19 protein-coding genes are annotated in these 22,655 nt (G+C 32.3%); 12 read left to right on the top strand and 7 right to left on the bottom strand.

From position 1 onward, the window contains the following. Nucleotides 1-207: 207 nt before the first annotated feature. Nucleotides 208-1,332, bottom strand: a complete 1,125-nt coding sequence (locus tag B5X64_RS10380; protein ID WP_079465149.1) for a DegT/DnrJ/EryC1/StrS family aminotransferase — start codon at nt 1,330-1,332, stop codon at nt 208-210. A 153-nt stretch (nt 1,333-1,485) separates the two neighbouring features. On the opposite strand from B5X64_RS10380, the gene B5X64_RS10375 reads away from it, so the two are divergent. Beyond that, entirely contained in the window at nt 1,486-3,087 is a 1,602-nt protein-coding gene (locus tag B5X64_RS10375) for a S8 family serine peptidase (protein ID WP_079465148.1), read from the top strand. A 5-nt stretch (nt 3,088-3,092) separates the two neighbouring features. Here B5X64_RS10375 and B5X64_RS10370 read toward each other — a convergent pair whose 3' ends face one another. The 3 genes from B5X64_RS10370 to B5X64_RS10360 all read right to left on the bottom strand — a co-directional run bounded on the left by B5X64_RS10370 (nt 3,093) and on the right by B5X64_RS10360 (nt 6,720). After that, complete coding sequence (locus B5X64_RS10370; RefSeq protein WP_079465147.1) at nt 3,093-4,739, bottom strand: alpha/beta fold hydrolase; 1,647 nt, start codon at nt 4,737-4,739, stop codon at nt 3,093-3,095. A 126-nt stretch (nt 4,740-4,865) separates the two neighbouring features. Then, nucleotides 4,866-5,996, bottom strand: coding sequence for a peptidogalycan biosysnthesis protein (locus B5X64_RS10365; protein WP_079465146.1), 1,131 nt, complete (start codon nt 5,994-5,996; stop codon nt 4,866-4,868). Between the two features lie 97 nt (nt 5,997-6,093). Beyond that, the gene (locus tag B5X64_RS10360; RefSeq protein ID WP_079465145.1) at nt 6,094-6,720 is read right to left on the bottom strand and encodes a hypothetical protein; all 627 of its coding nucleotides are present in this window, start codon (nt 6,718-6,720) and stop codon (nt 6,094-6,096) included. A gap of 68 nt (nt 6,721-6,788) precedes the next feature. Between B5X64_RS10360 and B5X64_RS10355 the strand changes: the two genes are divergently transcribed. Beyond that, entirely contained in the window at nt 6,789-8,687 is a 1,899-nt protein-coding gene (locus B5X64_RS10355; protein ID WP_079465144.1) for an ABC-F family ATP-binding cassette domain-containing protein, read from the top strand. A 270-nt stretch (nt 8,688-8,957) separates the two neighbouring features. Here the strand turns inward: B5X64_RS10355 and B5X64_RS10350 are convergent, their stop codons facing one another. Beyond that, a complete protein-coding gene (locus B5X64_RS10350; protein WP_079465143.1) occupies nt 8,958-10,016 on the bottom strand; it encodes a Gfo/Idh/MocA family oxidoreductase in 1,059 nt (352 codons plus the stop codon). 156 nt (nt 10,017-10,172) lie between these two features. On the opposite strand from B5X64_RS10350, the gene B5X64_RS10345 reads away from it, so the two are divergent. After that, complete coding sequence (locus B5X64_RS10345; protein WP_079465142.1) at nt 10,173-12,476, top strand: TonB-dependent siderophore receptor; 2,304 nt, start codon at nt 10,173-10,175, stop codon at nt 12,474-12,476. Between the two features lie 399 nt (nt 12,477-12,875). Continuing rightward, on the top strand, nt 12,876-13,466 hold the full coding sequence (locus tag B5X64_RS10340) for a hypothetical protein (protein ID WP_079465141.1): 591 nt from the start codon (nt 12,876-12,878) through the stop codon (nt 13,464-13,466). A 103-nt stretch (nt 13,467-13,569) separates the two neighbouring features. On the opposite strand, the gene B5X64_RS10335 is transcribed toward B5X64_RS10340, so the two are convergent. After that, nucleotides 13,570-14,205 carry a peroxiredoxin gene (locus B5X64_RS10335; RefSeq protein WP_079465140.1) on the bottom strand — a complete coding sequence of 212 codons (636 nt, stop codon included), beginning with the start codon at nt 14,203-14,205 and terminating at the stop codon, nt 13,570-13,572. A gap of 93 nt (nt 14,206-14,298) precedes the next feature. Here B5X64_RS10335 and B5X64_RS10330 point away from each other — a divergent pair, with 93 nt between their 5' ends. Continuing rightward, entirely contained in the window at nt 14,299-15,189 is an 891-nt protein-coding gene (locus B5X64_RS10330) for a mechanosensitive ion channel family protein (protein ID WP_079465139.1), read from the top strand. A gap of 52 nt (nt 15,190-15,241) precedes the next feature. On the opposite strand, the gene B5X64_RS10325 is transcribed toward B5X64_RS10330, so the two are convergent. Next, entirely contained in the window at nt 15,242-17,776 is a 2,535-nt protein-coding gene (locus tag B5X64_RS10325) for a phosphoenolpyruvate carboxylase (RefSeq protein ID WP_079465138.1), read from the bottom strand. A gap of 124 nt (nt 17,777-17,900) precedes the next feature. On the opposite strand from B5X64_RS10325, the gene B5X64_RS10320 reads away from it, so the two are divergent. The 7 genes from B5X64_RS10320 to B5X64_RS10290 all read left to right on the top strand — a co-directional run bounded on the left by B5X64_RS10320 (nt 17,901) and on the right by B5X64_RS10290 (nt 22,652). Then, nucleotides 17,901-18,350: a DUF4231 domain-containing protein gene (locus tag B5X64_RS10320; protein WP_079465137.1), complete on the top strand. Its 450-nt coding sequence runs from the start codon at nt 17,901-17,903 to the stop codon at nt 18,348-18,350. Nucleotides 18,351-18,513: 163 nt separating this feature from the next. Then, entirely contained in the window at nt 18,514-18,918 is a 405-nt protein-coding gene (locus B5X64_RS10315; RefSeq protein ID WP_079465136.1) for a membrane lipoprotein lipid attachment site-containing protein, read from the top strand. A gap of 190 nt (nt 18,919-19,108) precedes the next feature. Beyond that, entirely contained in the window at nt 19,109-19,522 is a 414-nt protein-coding gene (locus B5X64_RS10310) for a hypothetical protein (protein WP_123920856.1), read from the top strand. A gap of 4 nt (nt 19,523-19,526) precedes the next feature. Beyond that, on the top strand, nt 19,527-19,781 hold the full coding sequence (locus B5X64_RS10305) for a hypothetical protein (RefSeq protein ID WP_079465134.1): 255 nt from the start codon (nt 19,527-19,529) through the stop codon (nt 19,779-19,781). A gap of 298 nt (nt 19,782-20,079) precedes the next feature. Then, nucleotides 20,080-21,243: an iron-containing alcohol dehydrogenase gene (locus B5X64_RS10300; protein ID WP_079465133.1), complete on the top strand. Its 1,164-nt coding sequence runs from the start codon at nt 20,080-20,082 to the stop codon at nt 21,241-21,243. Between the two features lie 223 nt (nt 21,244-21,466). Then, nucleotides 21,467-21,925 carry a lipocalin-like domain-containing protein gene (locus B5X64_RS10295; protein WP_079465132.1) on the top strand — a complete coding sequence of 153 codons (459 nt, stop codon included), beginning with the start codon at nt 21,467-21,469 and terminating at the stop codon, nt 21,923-21,925. A gap of 70 nt (nt 21,926-21,995) precedes the next feature. Further along, a complete protein-coding gene (locus B5X64_RS10290; protein WP_079465303.1) occupies nt 21,996-22,652 on the top strand; it encodes a GDSL-type esterase/lipase family protein in 657 nt (218 codons plus the stop codon). Nucleotides 22,653-22,655: the final 3 nt, after the last annotated feature.

Here is a 22,655-nt window from a genome sequence, read left to right as displayed (position 1 = left end):
AAATGTAAAAATTAATAATGGAAATATTATAAAATATAATATATAAATTGGAATTTTAATAATATTATATTCTTCTTTAAATCCATAATCCATTAAAAAAATTTTAAAAATATTGTAGGCATAAAAAATTATCCAACCAAGAACAAATATGATTGAAAAAAAGTATGCAAACTTATTTTTTAATATTCTTTCGTCGTGAAGCATAATTTATCCCATAAACTCCAAAACAGCATCCGTAATATACTTCAACTGTTCTTCATCTAATTCGGTGTGCATCGGAAGAGAAATTACCTGATCCAAAAGCTTGTCTGTATTCACAAAATCAGCGTCATTACTTTCTTGGTAATAAGCTTTTTGTTTTCTTAAAGCAACAGGATAATAAATCATCGCCGGAATTTCCTTTTCAGTAAGGAATTTTTGTAATTCGTTACGTTTTCCGTTTAAAATTCTTAAAGTATATTGATGAAATACGTGAGTTGAGTTTTCTTCTCTTTTCGGAGTCAGGATATTTTCATTTCCTGCAAAAGCTTCGTCATAATAATCAGCAGCTTTTCTTCTTGCATCGTTGTAAGAATCAAGATTCGGAAGTTTTTTTCTTAAGATCGCAGCCTGAATACTGTCTAATCTTGAGTTCACCCCTACTTCGTCATGGTAATATCTTTCATACATTCCATGGTTTACAATTCCTCTTAAACGGTGAGCAAGCTCATCATTATTGGTGAAAATTGCTCCACCATCACCGTAACAACCTAAGTTTTTAGATGGAAAAAAAGAAGTAGTTCCAACCGTAGACATCGTTCCTGCGTGTCTTACGCTTCCGTCTGAAAAAGTATATTGAGCACCGATTGCCTGTGCATTGTCTTCAATTACAAATAAATTATGTTCTTCAGCAATTTTTAAAATCTCTTCCATATTGGCACATTGTCCGAAAATATGAACCGGAATAATCGCCTTTGTTTTAGGAGTAATTGCTTTTTTTATAGCTTCTGTAGAGATGGTAAAAGTATCGTAATCTACATCTACCAAGACAGATTTTAGTTTTAATAAATGAATAACTTCAACGGTGGCTGCAAAAGTAAAATCAGCGGTGATTACCTCGTCTCCTTCCTGTAAATCTAAACCCATCAAAGCAATCTGCAAAGCATCAGTTCCGTTAGCACAAGGAATTACGTGTTTTACATCCAGGTAAGTTTCCATTTCATTTTGGAAAGATTTTACTTCTGGTCCGTTAATAAAAGCAGCAGAATCCATTACATTTAAAACCGCATTGTCTACATCATTTTTAATTTTGTAATACTGACTTTGCAAGTCAACCATCTGTATCTTTTTCATATGTAAATTTTATTTTTAAGTTTTAAATCGCTTCACTCTTTGAATTCATTTTTATAAAGCGATTCTTAAACGAATATTTTCGTAAAAATAAGGATTTTAAAGTGCTATCAAAAATTTTATTGATTTTGTTTTATCTTTATACAAAATTATTAGATGAAAAAACTTTTACTCTTTTGTTTTTTAGCGGGTTATTCTACAACATTTGCTCAAACTGAACTTGTTTTTGTTTATTTTACCGGTAAACCAAACAAAGCTGCATTTTACGCCAATCCTCTTTCTGAACTTAGTCAGAAGTCGATTAACAGACGTACCGCATTAGGAATTGCATTAAATGACCAAGACGCTCCGATCGAGCAATCTTATATTCAAAACTTACAAAATTTAGGATTTACCATCACCGATTATTCAAAATGGCTGAATGGTGTTGCCGTAAACGTTAATCAGGCACAAGCAAATATCATCAAAGCACAACCATTTGTACAATCTGTAGAAAGTTTTGCTAAAAATTCTTCTTTAGTTTTAAAAACTCAAAACACCAATAAATGGTCAGAATTTGAATCAACTCAGAAAAACCAAACTGTATTCGATTATGGTTCAGGGTCTGAACAAATCGATCAAATCAATTTAAGACCGCTCCATCTCGCTGGATTTACCGGAACAGGAGTGACAATCGCTGTTATTGATACCGGATTTCCAACCGTAAATACAGGTTCTGCTTTTTCGAGATTATGGACGAATAGTAAAATAAAAGGCGGTTACGATTTTGTTTCAAAAGGTACGGACATCTATAATCCTTCGCTAAACAACCACGGAACGGTAGTTTTAGGAGCAATTGGCGGTTATATTGCCAATACATTTGTAGGTTCTGCACCTGATGCTGATTTTTATCTTTATCGCAGCGAAAATTCGACAGTTGAAGTTCCTGAAGAAGAATTATACTGGATTGAAGCCGCAGAAGAAGCAGATAGAAAAGGTGTAGATATTATCACAACATCTTTAGGATACAATAATTTTGATGACCCAAAATACAGCTACACTTACAATGATATGAACGGTACAAAATCTTTTATCGGAAGAGCCAGTGAAATTGCTGTAAACAAAGGGATTTTTGTTTTAATTGCAGCCGGAAATTCTGGTGAAGTTCCTTGGCATTATATCACAACTCCGGCAGACAATGTTAAAGTTTTCAGTATTGGTTCGGTAGATGCAGCAGGAAACGCTTCTGCATTTTCATCTTACGGCCCCAACTCTTTAGGAATGATAAAACCGGATGCGAGTACGAGAGGAAGTTCTTCTACTACGGTTGATAATAATACGACTATTTCGGTTTCAGGAACATCCATTGCAACTCCGATTGCCGCTGGTGGAGTTGCTTGTTTAATTCAAGCTTTTCCGGGAATGAACAGAGATCTGATGAGAACAAATTTAAGACAAACTGCATCATTATTTCCTGCGCACAACGATCAAATAGGCTATGGAATTCTGAATTTTGGAAGTTTTTATAATTCCACACTAAATACTTCAGAGCTCGTTAAAAAGAATACGATAGCGATCTTCCCAAATCCCGTAAAAAACATTCTGAATATTGCGACCGAAGCACAAATTATTTCAACAGAGGTTTACGATAATCTGGGAAGAATGATTTTAAAATCTGCTCAAAAATCTATCAAAGTAGAAGATTTCGCAAAGGGAACTTATTATTTAAAAATCCAGACTAAGGATAAAATATATTATGAAAAATTTTTGAAACAATAATTTGATTATTGTTTCAAAAATTCTAAAATATCCTGATTAAGCTGATCTGCATTTTCAAAAGGGATCATGTGAGTGGCGTCTTTGTATATTTTCAGTTCAGAGTTGGGGATTTGTTTCGCCAAAAACTCGGTGTGGCTTTGTTTAATGACATCTTTTTCACCGGCAATGACTAATACTTTATTCTGAATTTTATTGAGTTGTTTTTCACTGATATTTGGTTCTTTCAACATCAGTTTCAACAGTCTTCTTTCATTCAGTTTTTCAGGACTATTTTGAAGCTGTAAAACTTTATATTTAATATTAAAATTTTTGAGTAATTCCTTATCAACACCATCCGGAAAAGCATTTGCGCCAGTTGTAATCAATCGATTTAAATTCTGTGGATATTTTAAAGCAAATTCCAACCCTGTATTTCCGCCGTCACTCCATCCTGCAATATTGATTTTTTGCAATCCCAAATGATCAGCCAAAGATTTTACATCATCTGCAAAAATTTTATAATTAAAATCATTTTTAGTTTTATCGATGCTTTTCCCCTGCGCTCTTGTATCCATCACAATCACTTTATATTGCTTTGAAAGCACCGGAATCTGCTGATAAAAATCTTTGATGCTTCCAGAATTTCCATGAAGTAAGAAAAGTGGCTCCCCTTCACCATAAACTTCATAATAAAGATTTGCATCTTTTAATATTAAAAGCTTACCCATTTCTTGGTTTTTACCATAAATTTCTTTATCAGATTCCTCTATATATTTACTTACATCAGGAAAAAGAGAAGCAATACTTTGGTCATTCATTTCTTCAAATTTATTTTCATCTTTTGCATTTTTATCCACTTTCACATCAATATTTATGGCCGGAGCAGCAATGGTCATTTTGTTCCATTCATCATAAAACTTTCTGATATATCCTGTTCTGAAAAGCGCAGCACTGATATTTAGCTTTCCTTCAAACTCTCTCAAAAACTGAATTCCTACAAAAAATTTCCCCTGAACCCAAATATTTTGGTCATTGACATCCAGAGTAAAAGTTCCGTCAACAATTTTATCTTTTGTTAATTCAACCGTAATTTCTTCATCCAAAATACTTTCGTTCGGCAAACCATTTTTTTCATTATAAATCGTATACCGCATAATTACAGGTCGATCTGCTGTAATACTTGCAATATTTAGGTGAATATTTTTAATTTTAGATTTTTTACTTGCTTTAAATTCCAATGCTGTTTCTCCTAAAAAATCTTCTTTTTTGAATGCGGGATTTACCGAATACATCACGCTTTTAGTCTTCGTATTTACTCCCCAATTTTTATCGACTAATTTTTTAGTTTTTAAAACAACTTCCTGAATATTTTTTACTTTTTCTTTCAGATAAATCTTCTGTTGATCTTGCTTCACAAAATTGGCAACAGTTTCAGTAAATGGTTCATATCCCGCAACTTCAACTTTAATCTTATTGGAAATATTTGCTTTAGAAAGATCGATTGTAAAATTTCCGTTTTCATCGGTAATGACGCCAATATTTTCTTTATCTACACCAATTTTGGCATAAGAAACCGGTTGATTTTCATTTTTAGAAATTACAGTTCCCGAAATGGTTTGTGAATAATAAAAACCTGCGGTAAATAGAAGTAGTATAAAGTTGAGCTTTTTCATGATAATAATTTTGAAGCAAAAATCTCAAATCCACCTATTAATCACTCATAAAATCCTATTAAATTTGAGCTTTGTTTAGTTAAAAATAACACAAATAATCACGTTAAAGTGAACATAATTCTTAATTTATTTAAAAGGTTTCCTTTGAATCCAATCAACTTTAGGATTTAATGATGTGAAAATCTTTTCCATAAAAGGATTGATGGCTTTGTTGTTATGTTTTATCAGTCCAAAAATCTCTACAGGTTCGGCACCAATTGTAGATTTTATTTCGAGCGCAGTTCTACCGAAAACAATACGTTTAAATTGGTTAGAAATTCCAAATTCGGTCATATCAAAAAGCATATTCAGGTAAATCTGTTTTTCTTTCTGAATCTCTTTATCGTAGCCTAAAAAATAGGTATCAATATATTTATTATTAAGAATTAAAGTATAAAAGCCAATCAGTTTATCATTAAAAAAATATCCGAAAACCTTGAAATTATCTTTCAAATTGTGTTTCATACTTTCAAAATGATTTTTTGTAAGAAAAAATGTATTGAAGGGAGCGTTTTCTGCAACGTTTTGATACAAAATATTCATTTCATTCTGATACTTTTTAATTGACTCAATATCCAATTCTCTTTTTTGAATTCCTTCGATTTTTTTCTTTGCCGATTTTAATCTTGCCCGGTATTTTTTAGACAAATCATTAGAATAATCCTCAAAGCTGTTCCATTCCGGTTTTATATTTAAAATCATATTAGGCTGGACTGAAAATCTATAAAATGATTTAAATTCTTCTTCCTCAAAGTTTTTTAAAAACGATTTCTGATAATCTTTATAAATGACCAAAGATGTTTTCCCTAATACATTCAACGCCTCTTTGGAAGCTTCATTTAAAAGAAGAATCGCTTTTTCGGTTGGAATTTTTGAAGTATCGAAATAAAAACCGTTTTGCCCGGTCAGCATATTATTCCCTAAAATCATCACATCTTTACTCAACTGTCTGGTCAGAAAATTTCTTATGCTGCACAAAACTTCGCCTTTCTGAAAACTTTTATGTTCAATAAAACTTAAGTATTGAAATAATGCGCCGCCAATCAAATCCTTATCAGAAAAGAAACCTACAAAACAATATTTCATGTTAATCGGTTTTGATTCTTCCAAAACACGAAAATATTCTTCAGACAACATGATGTTTTGTTGCCCGATTACGTAGTTCCAGTCACTCGGAAGTTCTGTAGTAGAATTAAAAATTTTAAAAGTATAAGACATAAAAAAGGTCACAAATCTAACCTTAAAAATTATTTGTTTATTTTCTCAAATCTACATTAAAAATGATTACAAAAAACATAGCACAAAAATATCCGGTCTATTGAAAAAGACTTTGAATAAGTTTAAAACTTTCAGAAATTCTTTCGGGATTGGTTATATAATAATAAAGAGCGTAAGGAATACCCGGTAAAATCTCTAAAAGTATCGCAAATAACGGCAACAACAAATAAAGAAGGATGGGAAATTTTCTTTTCATCGAAAACTTTTTGATCATTGTATTCCAAATGATTTTTATCCTCTCTTTATCATTCCATAAAATTAAAAAACATAAAACAAAATAGTACGCAAAGCGTCTCGCAAAAGCCCGTCCCATGCCTTCATCCATAAAACTAATATCCATTAAAATAATATTTGCGGCAATGGGAATGAAAAATACAACACCCAAAATCGCGGTAGATTCAAACAAAAGTAAAATTCCGGTAATAATTTGGAGTATGCCTACCGCAGTTTTTAATGGTTCATGATCAAATAAAAACCACATTACTTTAAACAAAGGCAGGTCTTTTAACGGAACCAGTAAATCATTGGATGAAACTCCAAACTGACCATCAACAAGTTTGCTATACCCATAATTTATAAAAGTAAAAGCAAGTAAAAATCTTGCTACTAAAATAAAATAGTCCCAATATCTTTTTTTAGGAATCGAACGTAATTTTGCAATCATATTTTTAAGGTTTTAATTTTGTATTTTTGCGGCTCAATTGAAATTTCAAATAAAATCTTCATAATATAATGAATTACGTTTCTGTCGAAAATCTTACCAAATCATATGGTATTAAAACTTTATTTAAAGATATCTCTTTTCATGTCAACGAAGGCGACAAAATTGCCATTGTTGCCAAAAATGGTAGTGGAAAATCTACCCTTTTGAAAATTTTGATGGGAAAAGAAATCGCAGACAGCGGAAGTGTAGTTATTAATAAAGACATTCAGGTGGTTTTGTTTGATCAGGAAATAGATTTTGACTCTGACCTTACGATTGACGAGTTTATGATGACTTTAGATTCTGCACCTATTTTAGCTTTAAAAAAATACCATCATGCTTTGCTATCTGGAAATCCCGATGAAATGGAAACAGCACTTGCTGAAATGGAGATTCACAAAGCATGGGATTTGGAAAATGAAATGAGCCAGATTCTTTCACAGTTGAAAATTACAGATTTAACCGCTAAAATGGGGATGCTTTCGGGTGGACAGATTAAACGTGTTGCTTTGGCAAAACTTTTAACGGAAACCAGAGCAGAGCACCGTCATACCCTTTTGATTATGGATGAGCCCACCAACCACCTTGATGTGGAAATGGTAGAATGGCTTGAAAATTATTTGAACAAGGCAAAAATCACTTTAATTCTTGTTACTCACGACCGTTATTTCCTTGATGCTGTTTGCGGAATTATCTGGGAAATGGAAGATCAAAATTTATATTTTCATAATGGTTCTTATGCGACTTATCTTGAAAACAAAATGATTCGTGAGGATAATATGAATTCTACGATCGATAAAGCACAAAACCTTTACAGAAAAGAATTGGAGTGGATGCGTCGACAGCCAAAAGCACGAACTACAAAATCTAAATCGAGACAAGATGACTTTTACGAAACTGAAAAAGTAGCAAAAACCGATACCAGAAAAGAGTCTTTGGAGCTTGATTTTGAAATGAAAAGATTGGGTAATAAAATTCTGGAACTTAGAGATATTTCTAAAAGTTATGGTGATAAATTATTGCTAAAAGATTTCAGTTACCAGTTTCAAAGAGGTGAAAAGGTAGGAATTGTAGGAAAAAATGGAGCCGGAAAATCTACTTTACTCAACATTATTCAAGGTTTTGAACCAAAAGATTCGGGGGAAATAGAAACCGGAGAAACTATTAAATTCGGATATTTTTCTCAAAAAGGACTTCAATATAAAGAAGAAGAAAGAGTGATTGATTTCATTAAAGAAATTTCTGAAAACTTCCCTTTAGCTAATGGAAAAACAATTACTGCATCTCAGTTTTTGAGGTTATTCTTATTTGATGATCAAACGCAATACTCACCGATTTCTAAACTTTCGGGAGGTGAAAAAAGAAGATTGCATTTGATGTATATTCTATATCAAAATCCTAACTTTTTGATTTTTGATGAGCCTACGAATGATCTTGATCTTCCTACTTTGACGGTTTTGGAAAATTTCCTTTTAAACTTTCAAGGCAGTTTGATCATCGTTTCTCACGACAGATATTTTATGGATCGTATTGTTGATCATATTTTAGCGTTTGAAGGTGAAGGAAAAATCAAAGATTTCATCGGAAACTTTTCAGAATACCGAGAAAATAAAAAACTGGAAGATGGTAACCAAAAGAATGAAGATAAAAAAGCAAAAACTGTCGTTGAGAAAGTAATTGAAAAACCTGTTGTTGCCGAGGTTCTAAAGACTCAAGCTCCAAAAAAGAAATTATCTTTCAAAGAACAGCGCGAGCTTGAAACGATAGAAAAAGAAATTCCGGAATTTGAAGGTAAAAGAGCTACAATCCTGAAGCAACTGAACAATGAAGCTGATTACGAGAAAATATCTAAACTTTCTGCAGAACTGGAAAGTCTTGCTGAAAAACTTGAAAATCACGAAATGAGATGGCTTGAGCTTCAAGACTAAATAAAACTAAAAAAAATAGCTGTTCAATCACTGAACAGCTATTTTTTTATGATATTTAAAATTACTTCTTTCTGATCATTGTAAAAATACTGTAAAAAAGAAATGCTGTTCCCACAATAAGAAACCCATATTTCAAATATATATTATCTTGAACTAAAGTCATTGCAATCCCCACAAACAACAAACCGATAACGGTAAAACTTGAACTTCTTTTTTGCATAATTTACTTTACAGATAAGTGTATTAGCAACTAATTTTGTTACAAAAAAACTATGCTAACTCAATAATTTTTCCTTTTTTAGAACTTTCAAGAGCAGCTTCAATAATTTTCATGTTTTGAACAATCTCATTTCCTAAAGAAGGCAAAGCATATCCAAAAACAATATGTTCGTAGATTTGCTGATAATAATTCATATAATTTCCGAACTCACTTGAAGTTAAAACTCTTTTTGTTTCTGAATTTTCATTTAAATAATTAAGAATTCCATCAGGTTCCTTTAAAGGTTCCATCCATTCTTTTCCGTAAGCAGGAATCGCTCCTGCAACTAATTCATTTTCCTGATTATCGGTACGTTCCTGTAAAAAACTTCCTTTATCGCCATGAATTTTATAGGCATAATGGTCTTCTTTGGTAAAAACAGAAGATTTTAATCTCACACGCAAATCATTTTTATAATACAAAAGAATTTCAAAATAATCATTAGCATACGCTTCTCCTTTCATTGAAAAAATATCCGCAAAAACGTTCTCAGGAAAACCAAAGAACTGTGTTGCCTGATCTACTAAATGCGAACCCAAATCGTGTACAGATCCGGAGCCATTTTGTTCTGGGTTTTCTTTATGATCTTTTCCGCTTGGATCAGTTCTGAATCTGTCGAAACGAATTTCAGTTTCTCGTACGTTTCCTAATTTTCCTTCTGCCAAAACTTTTTGTACCTGAAGGTAATCACGATCGAATCTTCTATTTTGATAAACACTTAAAAAAAGATTTTTGTTTTCAGCTAAATTTACCAACTCTTCAGCTTCTGAAACCGTAACGGTAAACGGTTTTTCTACAATCACATTTTTTCCGGCTTCCAAAGCCATTTTTACATATTCAAAATGAGTCTGAACCGGAGTATTTACAACAACGACCTCGATATCTGCATTTTTCAGCATTTCTTCTACCGAACGGTAAATTTCTGCATCAGGATATTTTTCTTTAGAATCTTCTTTTGAACGTTCTACAACCGCAGACATAAAAAAACCTGGGTGCTCTTTCAAAAAAGGAGCGTGAAAAACCTTACCACTCATTCCGAATGCACAAAGACCTACTTTTACCAATTGCATAGATTTATTTTTTAACAAAGATATTTAAATTTAAAACATAAGAAATGGAGAATAATTCACTAAAAACGACATGATATAAATCAGAAAATTATTTTTAATTATTCTAAACAACAAGACTACATTTGCGCATTATTCAAAACAACTCTAAATAATCTAATGAAAAAACAAATTATCTCCTTAGGCTTTCTGGTTATTTCTATAACAGTTAGTGCTCAATTAAAAAATGCAGAAGCTGATACGATTAGAATCGGAACCATTGAAGATGTGAATATCCGTAAGACAGGAAACCCTAATAAGGCAACTCCGATGTCAATAAAATCGAATCTTACGGTAATGGAAACTCCTCAACCCATTGCAATCATTACTCATGATATCATTGAGCAACAACAGTCAAAACAGCTTAGTGATGTTTTGCAAAATGTAAACGGAATGTATATAACATCATCAAGAGGAAATTCTCAGGATAGTTTTGGAGGACGTGGTTTCGCACTAGGTAATGATAATATTTTTAAAAACGGATCAAGAGTTAACAGTGGTGTTTTCCCGGAAGTAAGCGGATTAGAAAGAGTGGAAGTTTTGAAAGGAGCCAACGCAATGCTTTACGGAAATACTGCTGCAGGAGGTGTTATCAATATGATTACTAAAAAACCTAGGTTTGATTTTGGTGGAAGTATTGGTTTAAATGCAGGAAGCTGGAATTCTTACAAACCAACGGTTGATATGTATGGACCTTTAACAAAAAATATAGCTTTCAGAGTAAACGGTGCTTACGAATATGCTGAAAGTTTCAGAGATGTGGTACAGTCTGAAAAATATTATTTCAATCCTTCATTTCTATTTAACCTGAGCCCGAAATCTCAATTAATCGTTGAAGCTGATTATCTTAAAAATGATTTCACTCCGGATTTTGGAATTGGTGCTATTGAAAATAAAGATAAAAGCTATTCTTTGAACACAGGATTAGATAGAAGTGCGTTTTTAGGAACCGATTGGCAGTATCAAAATGTAGAACAGGTTTCTACCAATGTTACTTTTAACCATAAGTTTAGTGAAAATTGGTCTTTAAATTCTACTGCTTCTTATCAGAATTATACAAAAGATTATTTTTCTACAGAAAGAGTTCAGTGGGGTTATGCAACAGCAAGTCCTAACCGACTTTCTTGGAACAGACCATTGAACAGAACGTATAACGAACAAAACTATACTTCTGCACAGGTAAACTTGAATGGAGAATTTAATACCGGAAAAATCAATCATAAAGTTTTAATCGGTACAGATGCAGATTATGGTGTAGCGGATTCTTATGCTTACTATAATCCTGATAATAATAAAGTTTTTGGGACAAGTTATTATTTTGGAACAAATGGTGCAACAGGCATTAATGGGCAACCTGGAACTATTTATCTTGATGACCAATCTACTTGGGCTTCCGGAGCAATGCCAAACTCTACAGTATTGAATAAAACAAGAATCAATACGAGAAGAATTGGTTTCTATGCCCAAGACTTTGTTAGTTTAACAAAAGAATTTAAAGTAATCGCAGGTTTACGTTGGTCATATATTGAAAATATGCCTACTATAAAAACAGATTATAAAATAGCAAAAAATAATATTGTTGATCCAAATTCTGTATATGGTAAAGGATTAGTAGATAATTCAGCATCTTCAGACCAAGCAATATCTCCAAAAGTAGGTTTTGTTTACATGCCAAATGATAATCTTTCAGCTTTTGCAACTTATACCAATTCATTTGTTGCAAACGTAGGAAAAGAAAGAAATGGAGAAGCATTAACACCTACAAACATTGATCAGTATGAAGTTGGAGTAAAAAAGAATCTTTGGAATAATGCTTTGGCTGTAAATTTAACTGTATATCAAATCTTATACAAAAATTACTATCAAAATGCTTTAGATAATAATGGAAATGCTGTTGATCCTACAGGTTTAACAAAAGATTTTGCAGGACAAATGAGAAGCCGTGGTGTTGAGCTTGACATTACAGGAAATCCTACTGAAAACTTATCAATTATCGGAGGTATTTCTTACAATAATTCTGTTTATTTGGATACTCCTGAAATGTTTGGATATGTGGAAGATCAAAGATTGGTAAGAACACCTGCAACTACAGCTAACGCTTCTGTTTTCTATAAGTTTACAAAATTAGTTCCCGGACTTAGAGTTGGAGCAAGTGTATACTATATCGGTAATAGATTGGCTGGCTGGAACGACACAAAAACTGGCGCAAACAGTTTAGTAGCCAGAAATGGAGTGAGCAGAGTTTTTGAAGTAAAAGATTATACTACAGTTGCTTTGTCTGCAGGATATGAATGGAAAAAATTCATGATTCAGGCAAAAGTTGGAAACCTGTTTGATGTAGAAAATTACAATGTGCACGAAAATTATTCTGTAAACCCTATTACACCAAGAAATTATTATTTTACGCTTACTTACAAGCTTTAAATAATTAATCAATCATTTACTATATAAAGTGGAAGTTGCAATATTGTAACTTCCACTTTGCATTTTAATAATCTTTCATCTAAAAATATTTTTCAGTAAGATTCTAAATCCCGATTGAAGTAATAATATTTTAGATTTAAGTTTAAAATTAAACCTGATTGGTAATTTTATTACTTCTTTACTAAAAACATTATAAATTACTTTTCATATCTTATTTATGTTAAAATATTTCGCAAATTCAATTACATTATTCTTAATTTATAACAACAGAAAAGTTAATTTTTAGTTAAAAAAAAATATTGAAAATATTTAAATCCTTTTCTTAACTAGCATTTTGGCACATTAATTGAATTTTATGTTTTATAAAAATAATAAACATTAATATTAAAATTATAAAATATGAAAAAGTTAATTTTTACAGGAATATTAGCTATCGCAGGTTTAGCTACTACTGCAAATGCACAAATTCAAAAAGGGAACTGGATGGTAGGAAGCAGCTTGCTTTCAAGTAACTTCGGACTAAATACAGGAGGAGGATACAGCATCGGAATTCAGCCAAAAGGAGCTTATTTTATTGAAGATAATTTAGCTGTAGGTGGTTATGTAGATTTAGGAATTTCTAAAGTGACTAATGGAAGTCCTACAGAATTTACTTATGGTGTTGGAGGTTTAGGTCGTTATTATCTATCTCCGGGAGAAAAAGGTGTTGACAACTTATTAAATCACGGTCGTTGGTTTTTTGAAGGTAATGTAGGTATTGGTGGACGTAACGTTGAAAACGGAAACTCTACCACTGGTTTAGACTTCGGTGTTGGACCTGGTTATTCTTACTTTATCACGCCAAATATCGGTCTTGAAGGATTGGTAAAATATAGAGGTCAATCTGGTTTTGGTAATGAAGGATTAAATTCAAACATTACATTCAATGTTGGTTTCAGTATTTTCTTGCCGAGTTCAAAAGCTAAAGATATTGCTAACGATGTAAGATAGTAAAACACAGTTTTATCATAATAAACGAAAGCGGCTTGGAAATTTCCAAGCCGCTTTCTTCAAATTAAAACTAAACTATATATAATAAATAAAAAATCTAAGCCTATTTATTAGGTTGAGGGGTGTATCGTAAATATGGTTTTATTTCGGTTACCCCTTTCGGAAAAATATTTTTGGCATCTTGCGTAGAAATTGAGGATGGAATAATCACATCATCACCGTCATTCCAGTTGACCGGAGTTGCAATTTTGTGAGAATCTACGAGCTGAAGAGAGTCTAAAACTCTATTGATTTCATTAAAATTTCTTCCTGTAGAAGCAGGATACGTAATAATCAGTCTCACTTTCTTTTCGGGATCAATAATTAATAATGAACGAACTGTAGCAGTTGCAGAAGCATTAGGATGAATAAAATCATATTGTTCTGAAACTTTTCTGTCTTTATCAGCAATAATTGGAAATTTCACTTCCGTATTTTGAGTTTCATTAATATCATCAATCCACTTTTTGTGATCTTCTACTCCATCTACACTTAATGCAATCACTTTTGTATTTTTTTTCTCAAAATCTGACTGCAGTTTTGAAGTAAAGCCTAGTTCTGTCGTACAAACCGGAGTAAAATCTGCAGGATGCGAAAACAAAATCCCCCAAGAATCTCCTAAGTATTCATAAAAATCAATATTTCCTAATGATGAATCTGCCTGAAAGTTGGGTGCGGTATCTCCTAGTTTGATTGACATAATATTTCGTTTTATTAGTCTACAAATTTAATAGACTTTTTGTGACTGGCAAAATTTTTGCTTAAAAAATATTTTAAAATTTAAAAGATTATTATGGAATATGGCTTAAGCTACGTAGATACAGTCTACAAAGTTCTAGAGAACTGGTATATCGCATTTGCAAAACTCACTCCGAAGCTCGTTGTGGGTATTTTAGTTTTTTTATTCTTCCTTTTTACCAGTAAATATCTAAGTAAGCTTGCCGTAAAAATCATGCACAAGGTTTTTCCACAAAGTAAGAACGAAGGTTCGGTAATTACCATCATCGGAATTTTTAGATTTATCATCATGATGATGGGGTCATTTATTGCTCTTGAAATCATGGGATTCAGTGGGTTTTTATGGAAATTTATTGGTAGTTTAGGAGTTGCCGGGGTAATTGCCGGGGTTGCATTAAAAGATCTGGTTTCAAGTATATTCTCAGGAATGCTGATTGGAATTGATAAAGCTTTCAAAGTGGGAGATTATATTACGATCGGAAATCACTCTGGAACCGTGCAGGACATTGGTTTTCTAACCACAAAAATGATTACAGATGACGGAAAAAAAGCATACATTCCGAATCAGGTAATTTTTAATGCTCCGTTTTATAATATTACGGCATCTCCGCAAAGGAGAATTATTTTAGATTTTGAAATTCCTGCCGATGAAGATATAAGCAAAGCACAGCAAGGTATTTTGGATGTTATCAAAAATTTACAAAATATCGATAAGCTTGAAACTGCCGAGGTAAATTTTACCAGTCTAAAACAAGGAATTTTTAATCTTCAGGCTAAATTCTGGATCGTAGCAGGATCCAATATGGTTCATATCAAAAGTGAGGCTTTAGAAAAAATAAAAAAACGTCTTGATGCAGACAACATTCCTTTGGTTACGCCGACAAGTATCAATTTGGTCAATCAGGTAAGTGAACAGACAAATCCTAATGACAAATTAGGTTTATAAAAAAAAGAGACTGTCTTTATGGCAGTCTCTTTCAATTTATTTAAAAAATTCTTTACGCCGAATTTCTACTAGCATTAATATTTCCAAATAGAGAACGCGTTACCAATTTTTCGTAAGCTTCTTTATTACCTTCCCCTTTCTGAATTTTCATTAAAGCATATTGCTGGATACTCAACAACGGAAGTACAATTCTCTCTCTGATTTTCACAGATTTTCTTGATAATGGATCTTCTTCCTGAAGTTGTTTAAATCCTGTCAATTCAAGCATAATGTTTTTAGAAAGATTAAATTCATCAAATAAAACATTCCAGAATTCTCCAAATTTCGGATTCTTTTTAATATAATAAGTCAATGGGAAGTAAGACTTGTTCATGCTCATCATCGAGTTTAAAACTAAAGTTTTAAAGAAATCTGAACCTCTGTACAATTCGATTACTTCTTCAAACCTACCCTGCTCTTTCATCTGCTGCATGGCAAAACCAAATCCGAAAAATCCAGGAACATTTTGTTTCAATTGCGACCAAGATCCTACAAAAGGAATCGCTCTCAAATCTTCAAATTTAAGTTCGCTATCTCCACCACGTTTTGATGGACGGCTTCCGATATTGGTTTTTCCGTAATATTCAAGCGTACTCATTTCCTGCAAATAAGGAACGAACATTGGATGCGCCTTCAAATCTGAATATTTTTGATAACTGATATCTGCCAATTCAATAATTAAAGCTCTTTCTTTTTCAGTTAAATCTTTTTTAGAGTTTTTGAAAACATCATTTTCAACTCCGGCTGTTAAAAGCTGTTCAAAATTATATTTTGCCTGTTCTTTATTCCCGAAAATACTGGTAATTGTCTGTCCTTGAATAGTTAATTCAATTTTATTATTGGCAATTGTTTTTCCTTGTGAAGCGTAGAAATCGTGGGTTTTTCCGCCTCCTCTTGCAGGTGGGCCACCTCTACCGTCGAAGAATACTACTTTAATTCCGTTTTCTTCGGAAAGTTTCGTTAGAACTTCTTTGGCTTTATAAATTTCCCAGTTCGCCTTTAGATAACCTCCGTCTTTGGTTCCGTCTGAAAAACCAAGCATAATGGTTTGTTGATTTCCTCTCTTTAAAAGATGCTTTTTGTAAACCGGATTTTGATACAATTCATTCATTACATTTTCGGCATTCGCAAGACCTTCCATTGTCTCAAACAGTGGAACAATATCCATATTGATATCTTCATCTTTATAACCGCAAACTTTGAAAAATGCATATACATTCATCACATCTTTTACGGCATCAGAATTCGAAATAATATATCGATTCATTCCTCTCAATCCGTTCAATTCCTGAATTTCTGAGACTTGAGAAACGGTCAATAATGTATCTTTTACAATATCTTCAAAATCATCAGTATTAACCTTATCTGAAATTTGAATTAACTGATTAAACTTATCTTCATTGCTCGCTTCAATATTTCCGAAAACTTTGGCAAAAACGGTATCAATTACCTGTTGATGAATTCTGCTGTCCTGTCGAACATCCAACGTTGCAAAATGAGTTCCGAAAATCTTCACACGATCTTTGAAGTTCACTAAAAGATCAAGGAATAGCGAATTATGCTGTTCAACCAAGATCTTTTCAGCTTCTTCTAATCTTTTAATAATATCTTCCGCAGTGATTTTCTCATTTCTAAAAATGGCAGAATACAATTCATTGCTCAGCTTTGTCAACACATCAGAAACTCCTCGGAAACTTAATCTTCTTCTTACAGACTTCAGATTATTATAGTAAGCTTTTAAAATGGCTGAATGCAGTTCTTCCGCTACTCTTTTCGTAACATCTGCCGTCACAAAAGGATTTCCGTCACGGTCACCTCCTGGCCAAAAACCTAATTGAATAAGGTCTTCATGCAGATGAAAATGTTCATTTCCGAATGTTGATTTAATCTTTGTGAAAAGTTCGCCAATGGTATCATAATACACATATCTCAGATAATAAATAATGCTCAAAGCTTCATCAATCGGAGTCGGTTTTTCTTTATTAACAAACGGGGTTTTTCCCAACTGTTGCAGCAACATATCAATGTTTGTGATTGAATCTGTCGTGATTGCATTTCGAAGATCATGAAGAATTCTCTGCACAGAATTCGGATAAAACTGCGTAGGGTGAGCCGTAAACACAATTTTCACGGCAAAGTCCTTCAATTTTTCACGAATTTTTTCGAGTTTGTGATCTTGCAGTGAACGTTCGTACATATTAGTTACTGTTCCATTATCACTTTCGGAGTGAATGTTAGGAAAGGCAGCGTCTTCAATACTATCAAACAAAACAACCTGTCTTTCAATATATTGTATGATTTTAAAAAGCAGTTCGGTCTTTTGCTCTTCAGTCTGTAAATCAGTATGATTTTTAAAGAATTCTTCAACGATTTCTTCAGGTGTTTTTCCTGCTTCGTAACCGATCTTGCTTTCTTCACAAAGAAACGGAAGCAACATCCCAATATTCGTCATTTTATCATAAGGCAGGCTCATAAATAATGAATTGTAGATCTGAAACTTATTTTCAACGATCTGCCTGAATTTTTCTGCGCGTTGGTCGTGTATCATATAACAAATGTAATCGATTTAAACTTGAATTCAAATGGTGTTTGGTTTAAAAATAATTTAAATTTAAAATATTTAATATACTTTACTTGAATTAATTATATAATTTTAATTAAAACTATTTATCATGAAAGACGACTCAATAAATGACCCTTTTTATCTACAAATTCAAAAAGAGGTTAACAGAATTGAAAGAAAAGCTGATAATTATATTCGGCTGTTTTATTTTATCAGGATCACTCAAATTGTTTTTGCCGGAATAATTACTGTTTTAGCTGGAATATCTGAAATTGATGGTTCTAGAAAAACTCAAATCATTTTGATTTTAGGCGCTGTAACTACTGCGGTCACAGCATTTGACACCTTATTTCAGGTTGACAATAAGAAAAACACTTATAAGCTTGTTCTCTTTGAACTTAGAGCTATTAGAGCCGAAATTGTTTATGAATTCATGAAGACTGAAAAAATTGATGATGCATTTAAAGAGGCTTTTTTCACAAAATATCAAAAGGCTACTTCTTATGCACGAGACCTGATTAGTGCAGATATTGATAAAGCAAAGGATATAAAAAAATAAAACTTTACAACAATTATTACATTTATTTCAATTTATCAAGAATTAATTTTTTTTTGATTTTTTTCTCATATCCTTTTTTTCTTATCTCAGTACAAAATTCTTTCCTGACGAATTTTAAATACAAATGATTAATTTTACTTTCATACTAATTAATCTATACCCAATGAAAAAAATATTTATGTTCCTTGTTATTACTTTTCTTTTCACAGCTTGTGGCGAAGAATGCTATAACGCTCCACAACCCATTGTTTTTGAGTTCGTAAATTCAGATGATGAAAATCTGATTACAAATGGAACACTAAGTAATTATTCGATTCAAGATGAAAATAATGCTAGTCTGCAACTCACTAAAACCGATGATAACAAAGTTATTTTAGAAAATGTTGGCGCTTATAATGGAACAAAAAACTACACTTTCTTTTCTAATCTTAAAGTTTTTGATTTCTCGATACAATCTTCAGAATTTAAAGGAGGTTGTGATGGTTATCAAATCAATAAATTAACATTTACTGGGATTGCGATTGATGTAACCGACGAGAAAGGGTACTACAAAATTATATTAGAATAATTATCATTACAGATTTCTCATTCGTGAAAACTTTCACAAAAGGTGATACACCGATAATAAAAAATAAGATCAAAATGAATTAAAAACTAATACTTTAAAGCATTTATTTTTTCAACTTAAAGGGAATTTTAATTAATAATTCCCTTATTTTTTCGTAATTTCGTGAGATTCAAATCTTAAAATATTTATTGTGTTAAAAAAATTACTGCTAGTGCTTTGCTTTTCGTTAATTCTAATTTCATGTAAAAAAGATTGTTATACAGCTCCCGAAAAAGTAGTTTTTGAGTTTGTGAATTCTGCTGGAGAAAATTTAATTCAGAATGGAAGTCTTACAACATACAGCATTATGAGAAAAACCGGGCAAGACAGTTATACAAGCGTAGAGCTCACACAAACTGATGATCATAAAGTTATCTTAAAAAATGTAGGATCGTTTAACGGAACTCAAGAATACAGATTTACTGCAGCGCCAAATATTTTCTTTTTTTCTATTAAATCATCTGATGTTACAACAGATTGTGATGGCTTTCAAATTGATAAAATTGATTTTGAAGACGTTATAGCGACAAAAGAAAACGGATATTACAGAATTGTATTGGATTAAAATTATGAAAGCAAATAAATTATCTGAACTGAGCATAGAAGAACTAGAATCAAAAAAGAAAACAATTTTAAGTTTTACGATAGGCATTGGAAGCGTAATGATTATTGCGTGCTGTATTCTTTTCTATTTTGCCATAAAATCTAAAAATTTTGCTTTAATTGCTGTCGCGTTTGGTTGCTCAATGACATTAATGCCAAGTTTTATCAGCATTGGCCAGATCAATTCTGAGATTAAATCAAGAAAATCTAAGTATTTATAATTTTTGAATTTAATTCTAACAGCCGAAGAAAAAGACTTTATTTATTCTCACTTTTATTTTTTTCTCGGTACAAAAACGTGCATTCTTATCTTGATTATCAAAAAAACTTAGCTTTGTCTAGAATTATTTGAAACCATTGAATCAAAAGGAAAAGAAGAAATTTCAACGATTTACAGTTTAGATGAAATAAAAGCAAAATTGCAATAGTTTTAGTAAAATACAATCATATAAATTTTAAAACTTTCTTAACTCATATTTTGTATTTCTATGCTTACATTTGATGTAAATAATTAGAATAATGCTTAATTTCGAGTTTAAAAACCCCACAAAAATACTTTTCGGAAAAGGTGAAATTGCAAAAATTTCAAATGAAATCCCTAAAGATGCCAAAATCTTAATGATTTATGGTGGTGGAAGTATCAAAAGTAACGGCGTTTACGACCAAGTAAAAGAGGCTTTAAAAGATCATGACTTGCATGAATTTGGTGGAGTTCCTGCCAATCCTGAGTATGAAGTTTTAGTCAATGCTTTAAGCTTCATTAAAGAAAACAAAATCAATTATCTTCTTGCTGTAGGTGGCGGATCTGTGATTGACGGTGTGAAATTTCTTTCTGCAGCTACCAATTATGAAGGTGAACCTTGGGAAATTCTTAAAAAACCAGTCCGTACTTTTGAAGGAGAAGGAATGCCTTTCGGAACGGTTTTAACTTTACCGGCAACCGGATCTGAAATGAATTCAGGGTATGTCATTTCAAGAAGAGAAACCAACGAAAAATTATCTTCAGGCGGACCAGGATTATTTCCTCAATTTTCAGTTTTAGATCCCGAAGTAATCAGATCAATTCCTAAAAATCAAATTGCAAACGGAATTGCAGATGCTTATACACACGTTTTAGAACAATACATGACGGCACCGTCATCCGCAGATCTTCAGGAAAGAATAGCAGAAAGTATTTTGGTAAGTCTCCAAAATGCGGCTCCAAAAGTAATGTCGAATGACTTTGATTATGACGCAGCTGGAAATTTCATGTGGTGTTGCACGATGGCTTTAAATGGATTAATCCAAAAAGGAGTAATTACCGATTGGGCTGTTCATGCAATGGGGCACGAATTAACCGCTTATTATGGAATCGACCATGCAAGAACTTTAGCTGTAGTCGCCCCTTCGCATTATCGCTATAATTTTGATACTAAAAAAGGAAAACTGGCACAATATGCAGAACGAGTTTGGGGAATTACAGAAGGAAGCACCGAAGAAAAAGCTGAACAAGCGATTGTAAAACTGGAAGAATTTTTCCACAGTCTTCAAATTCAGACTAAACTATCAGATTACACCCAAGATTTTGCCGGAACCGCAGAAAGAGTAGAAAAAGCTTTTACTGAAAGAAATTGGCTGGGTCTGGGTGAAAGTAAAAATCTTACTCCTCAGGATGCTTTCAAAATCGTTGAGATGAGTTATTAAAATTAGAAAATAGTTATTAGGACTTAGGATTTAGTTAAGGAAATAGCATGATATATTTTTCAGAAAATGAGAAATTATGATACTTCAGAGACTTTCTAAAACCTAAATCCTAAAACCTGCTACCTAGATTATATTTTCTACAAACATTTGTTTAAAAAACCTTAATTTCATTATAGATATTACAAATTTATTTATATTTTAGCATATTCTTAAATTTGTGAAAATGAAAAAACACTTACTCTTATTTGCCTTTTCTGCATTAGCATTGACATCATGTGAAGATGATGACGTTCAAGGTTATGAAATGGACATGCTGAAAGGCGAATGGAAAACGGTAAAAACTGAAGTAATATCAGGAAAAGATAACACCACTGTATTGAAAGCATTCACTCCTACAGGTTGTGATATCAAAAGTACTACAGAATTCAGAACCGATTATTACACTTCTTATACTAGTTTTTCAGGAGTTGGTGCAGACTGTACCAGTCAAAAAACAGAAGGAACCTATACCTACTCCAATGAAGATAAATTATTGGTTACTAAATATAATAATGACAGCGAAAACCCATACAAGGTTGTTATTCTAAGCAATACCGAGCTTAGGTTAATGCAGATGTTTGGTAATGTTGATATCAATGGTGATATGGTAATAGATGTCACATACATTACTTATAAAAGATAAAACTATAATACTGGCTCCCGTTTTTACGGGAGTTTTTTTTATATTTACTTTTGTAAAAAATTTAGAAACAATGAAGAAGATTTTCTCAGTAGTATTGCTACTCACTTTCACCCTGATTTTCGCTCAGGAAAAACAACCGATGTTTTGGCAAGACATTCAGTATTTCAAAAAGCTAGATCAAGAAAATGCCCCGCCAAAAAATTCTATTCTTTTAGTAGGCAGCTCATCATTCACAAAATGGCAGGATGTTGCAGACTATTTTCCTGGTAAAACAATTATCAATAGAGGCTTCGGAGGATCAAGATTAACAGATTTAAACTATTTTTCTGAAGATTTATTGTCGCCTTATCAACCTAAGCAAATCATTATTTATTGTGGAGAAAATGACTTTGCTGATGATGCCACCTTAAAAGCTGATGTTGTAGTTGACCGATACAAAACGTTCTACAAGAAAATACGTGAGAAATTCCCGAATATTCAGGTTGATTATATTTCAACAAAATATTCTCCGAGCCGCGAAAACCTATGGCCTCAAATGAAAGAAGCCAACAAAAAAATCGAAAAGTTTATGAAAAAGGAAAAAAATGCTGATTTCATAGATATTACGAAGGTTATGAATGATGCTAACGGAAATGTCAGAAAAGATCTTTTTATAGAAGATATGCTTCATATCACACCTGAAGGTTACAGTCTTTGGACAAAGGTGATGAATCCTTATATGAAATAAAAT

It is taken from the genome of Chryseobacterium balustinum (assembly GCF_900168205.1).
Classification (GTDB): Bacteria; Bacteroidota; Bacteroidia; order Flavobacteriales; family Weeksellaceae; genus Chryseobacterium; species Chryseobacterium balustinum.
This window is presented reverse-complemented; position numbering and strand designations above follow the sequence as displayed.

What these genes read in the sequence shown, in the direction of transcription:
- B5X64_RS10355 (WP_079465144.1), top strand. Translation starts at nt 6,789, where the DNA reads ATGAATTACGTTTCTGTCGAAAATCTTACCAAATCATATGGTATTAAA.
- B5X64_RS10375 (WP_079465148.1), top strand. Translation starts at nt 1,486, where the DNA reads ATGAAAAAACTTTTACTCTTTTGTTTTTTAGCGGGTTATTCTACAACA.
- B5X64_RS10300 (WP_079465133.1), top strand. Translation starts at nt 20,080, where the DNA reads ATGCTTAATTTCGAGTTTAAAAACCCCACAAAAATACTTTTCGGAAAA.
- B5X64_RS10370 (WP_079465147.1), bottom strand. Translation starts at nt 4,739, where the DNA reads ATGAAAAAGCTCAACTTTATACTACTTCTATTTACCGCAGGTTTTTAT.
- B5X64_RS10365 (WP_079465146.1), bottom strand. Translation starts at nt 5,996, where the DNA reads ATGTCTTATACTTTTAAAATTTTTAATTCTACTACAGAACTTCCGAGT.
- B5X64_RS10330 (WP_079465139.1), top strand. Translation starts at nt 14,299, where the DNA reads ATGGAATATGGCTTAAGCTACGTAGATACAGTCTACAAAGTTCTAGAG.
- B5X64_RS10360 (WP_079465145.1), bottom strand. Translation starts at nt 6,720, where the DNA reads ATGATTGCAAAATTACGTTCGATTCCTAAAAAAAGATATTGGGACTAT.
- B5X64_RS10345 (WP_079465142.1), top strand. Translation starts at nt 10,173, where the DNA reads ATGAAAAAACAAATTATCTCCTTAGGCTTTCTGGTTATTTCTATAACA.
- B5X64_RS10295 (WP_079465132.1), top strand. Translation starts at nt 21,467, where the DNA reads ATGAAAAAACACTTACTCTTATTTGCCTTTTCTGCATTAGCATTGACA.
- B5X64_RS10350 (WP_079465143.1), bottom strand. Translation starts at nt 10,016, where the DNA reads ATGCAATTGGTAAAAGTAGGTCTTTGTGCATTCGGAATGAGTGGTAAG.
- B5X64_RS10325 (WP_079465138.1), bottom strand. Translation starts at nt 17,776, where the DNA reads ATGATACACGACCAACGCGCAGAAAAATTCAGGCAGATCGTTGAAAAT.
- B5X64_RS10335 (WP_079465140.1), bottom strand. Translation starts at nt 14,205, where the DNA reads ATGTCAATCAAACTAGGAGATACCGCACCCAACTTTCAGGCAGATTCA.
- B5X64_RS10315 (WP_079465136.1), top strand. Translation starts at nt 18,514, where the DNA reads ATGAAAAAAATATTTATGTTCCTTGTTATTACTTTTCTTTTCACAGCT.
- B5X64_RS10320 (WP_079465137.1), top strand. Translation starts at nt 17,901, where the DNA reads ATGAAAGACGACTCAATAAATGACCCTTTTTATCTACAAATTCAAAAA.
- B5X64_RS10340 (WP_079465141.1), top strand. Translation starts at nt 12,876, where the DNA reads ATGAAAAAGTTAATTTTTACAGGAATATTAGCTATCGCAGGTTTAGCT.
- B5X64_RS10290 (WP_079465303.1), top strand. Translation starts at nt 21,996, where the DNA reads ATGAAGAAGATTTTCTCAGTAGTATTGCTACTCACTTTCACCCTGATT.
- B5X64_RS10380 (WP_079465149.1), bottom strand. Translation starts at nt 1,332, where the DNA reads ATGAAAAAGATACAGATGGTTGACTTGCAAAGTCAGTATTACAAAATT.
- B5X64_RS10305 (WP_079465134.1), top strand. Translation starts at nt 19,527, where the DNA reads ATGAAAGCAAATAAATTATCTGAACTGAGCATAGAAGAACTAGAATCA.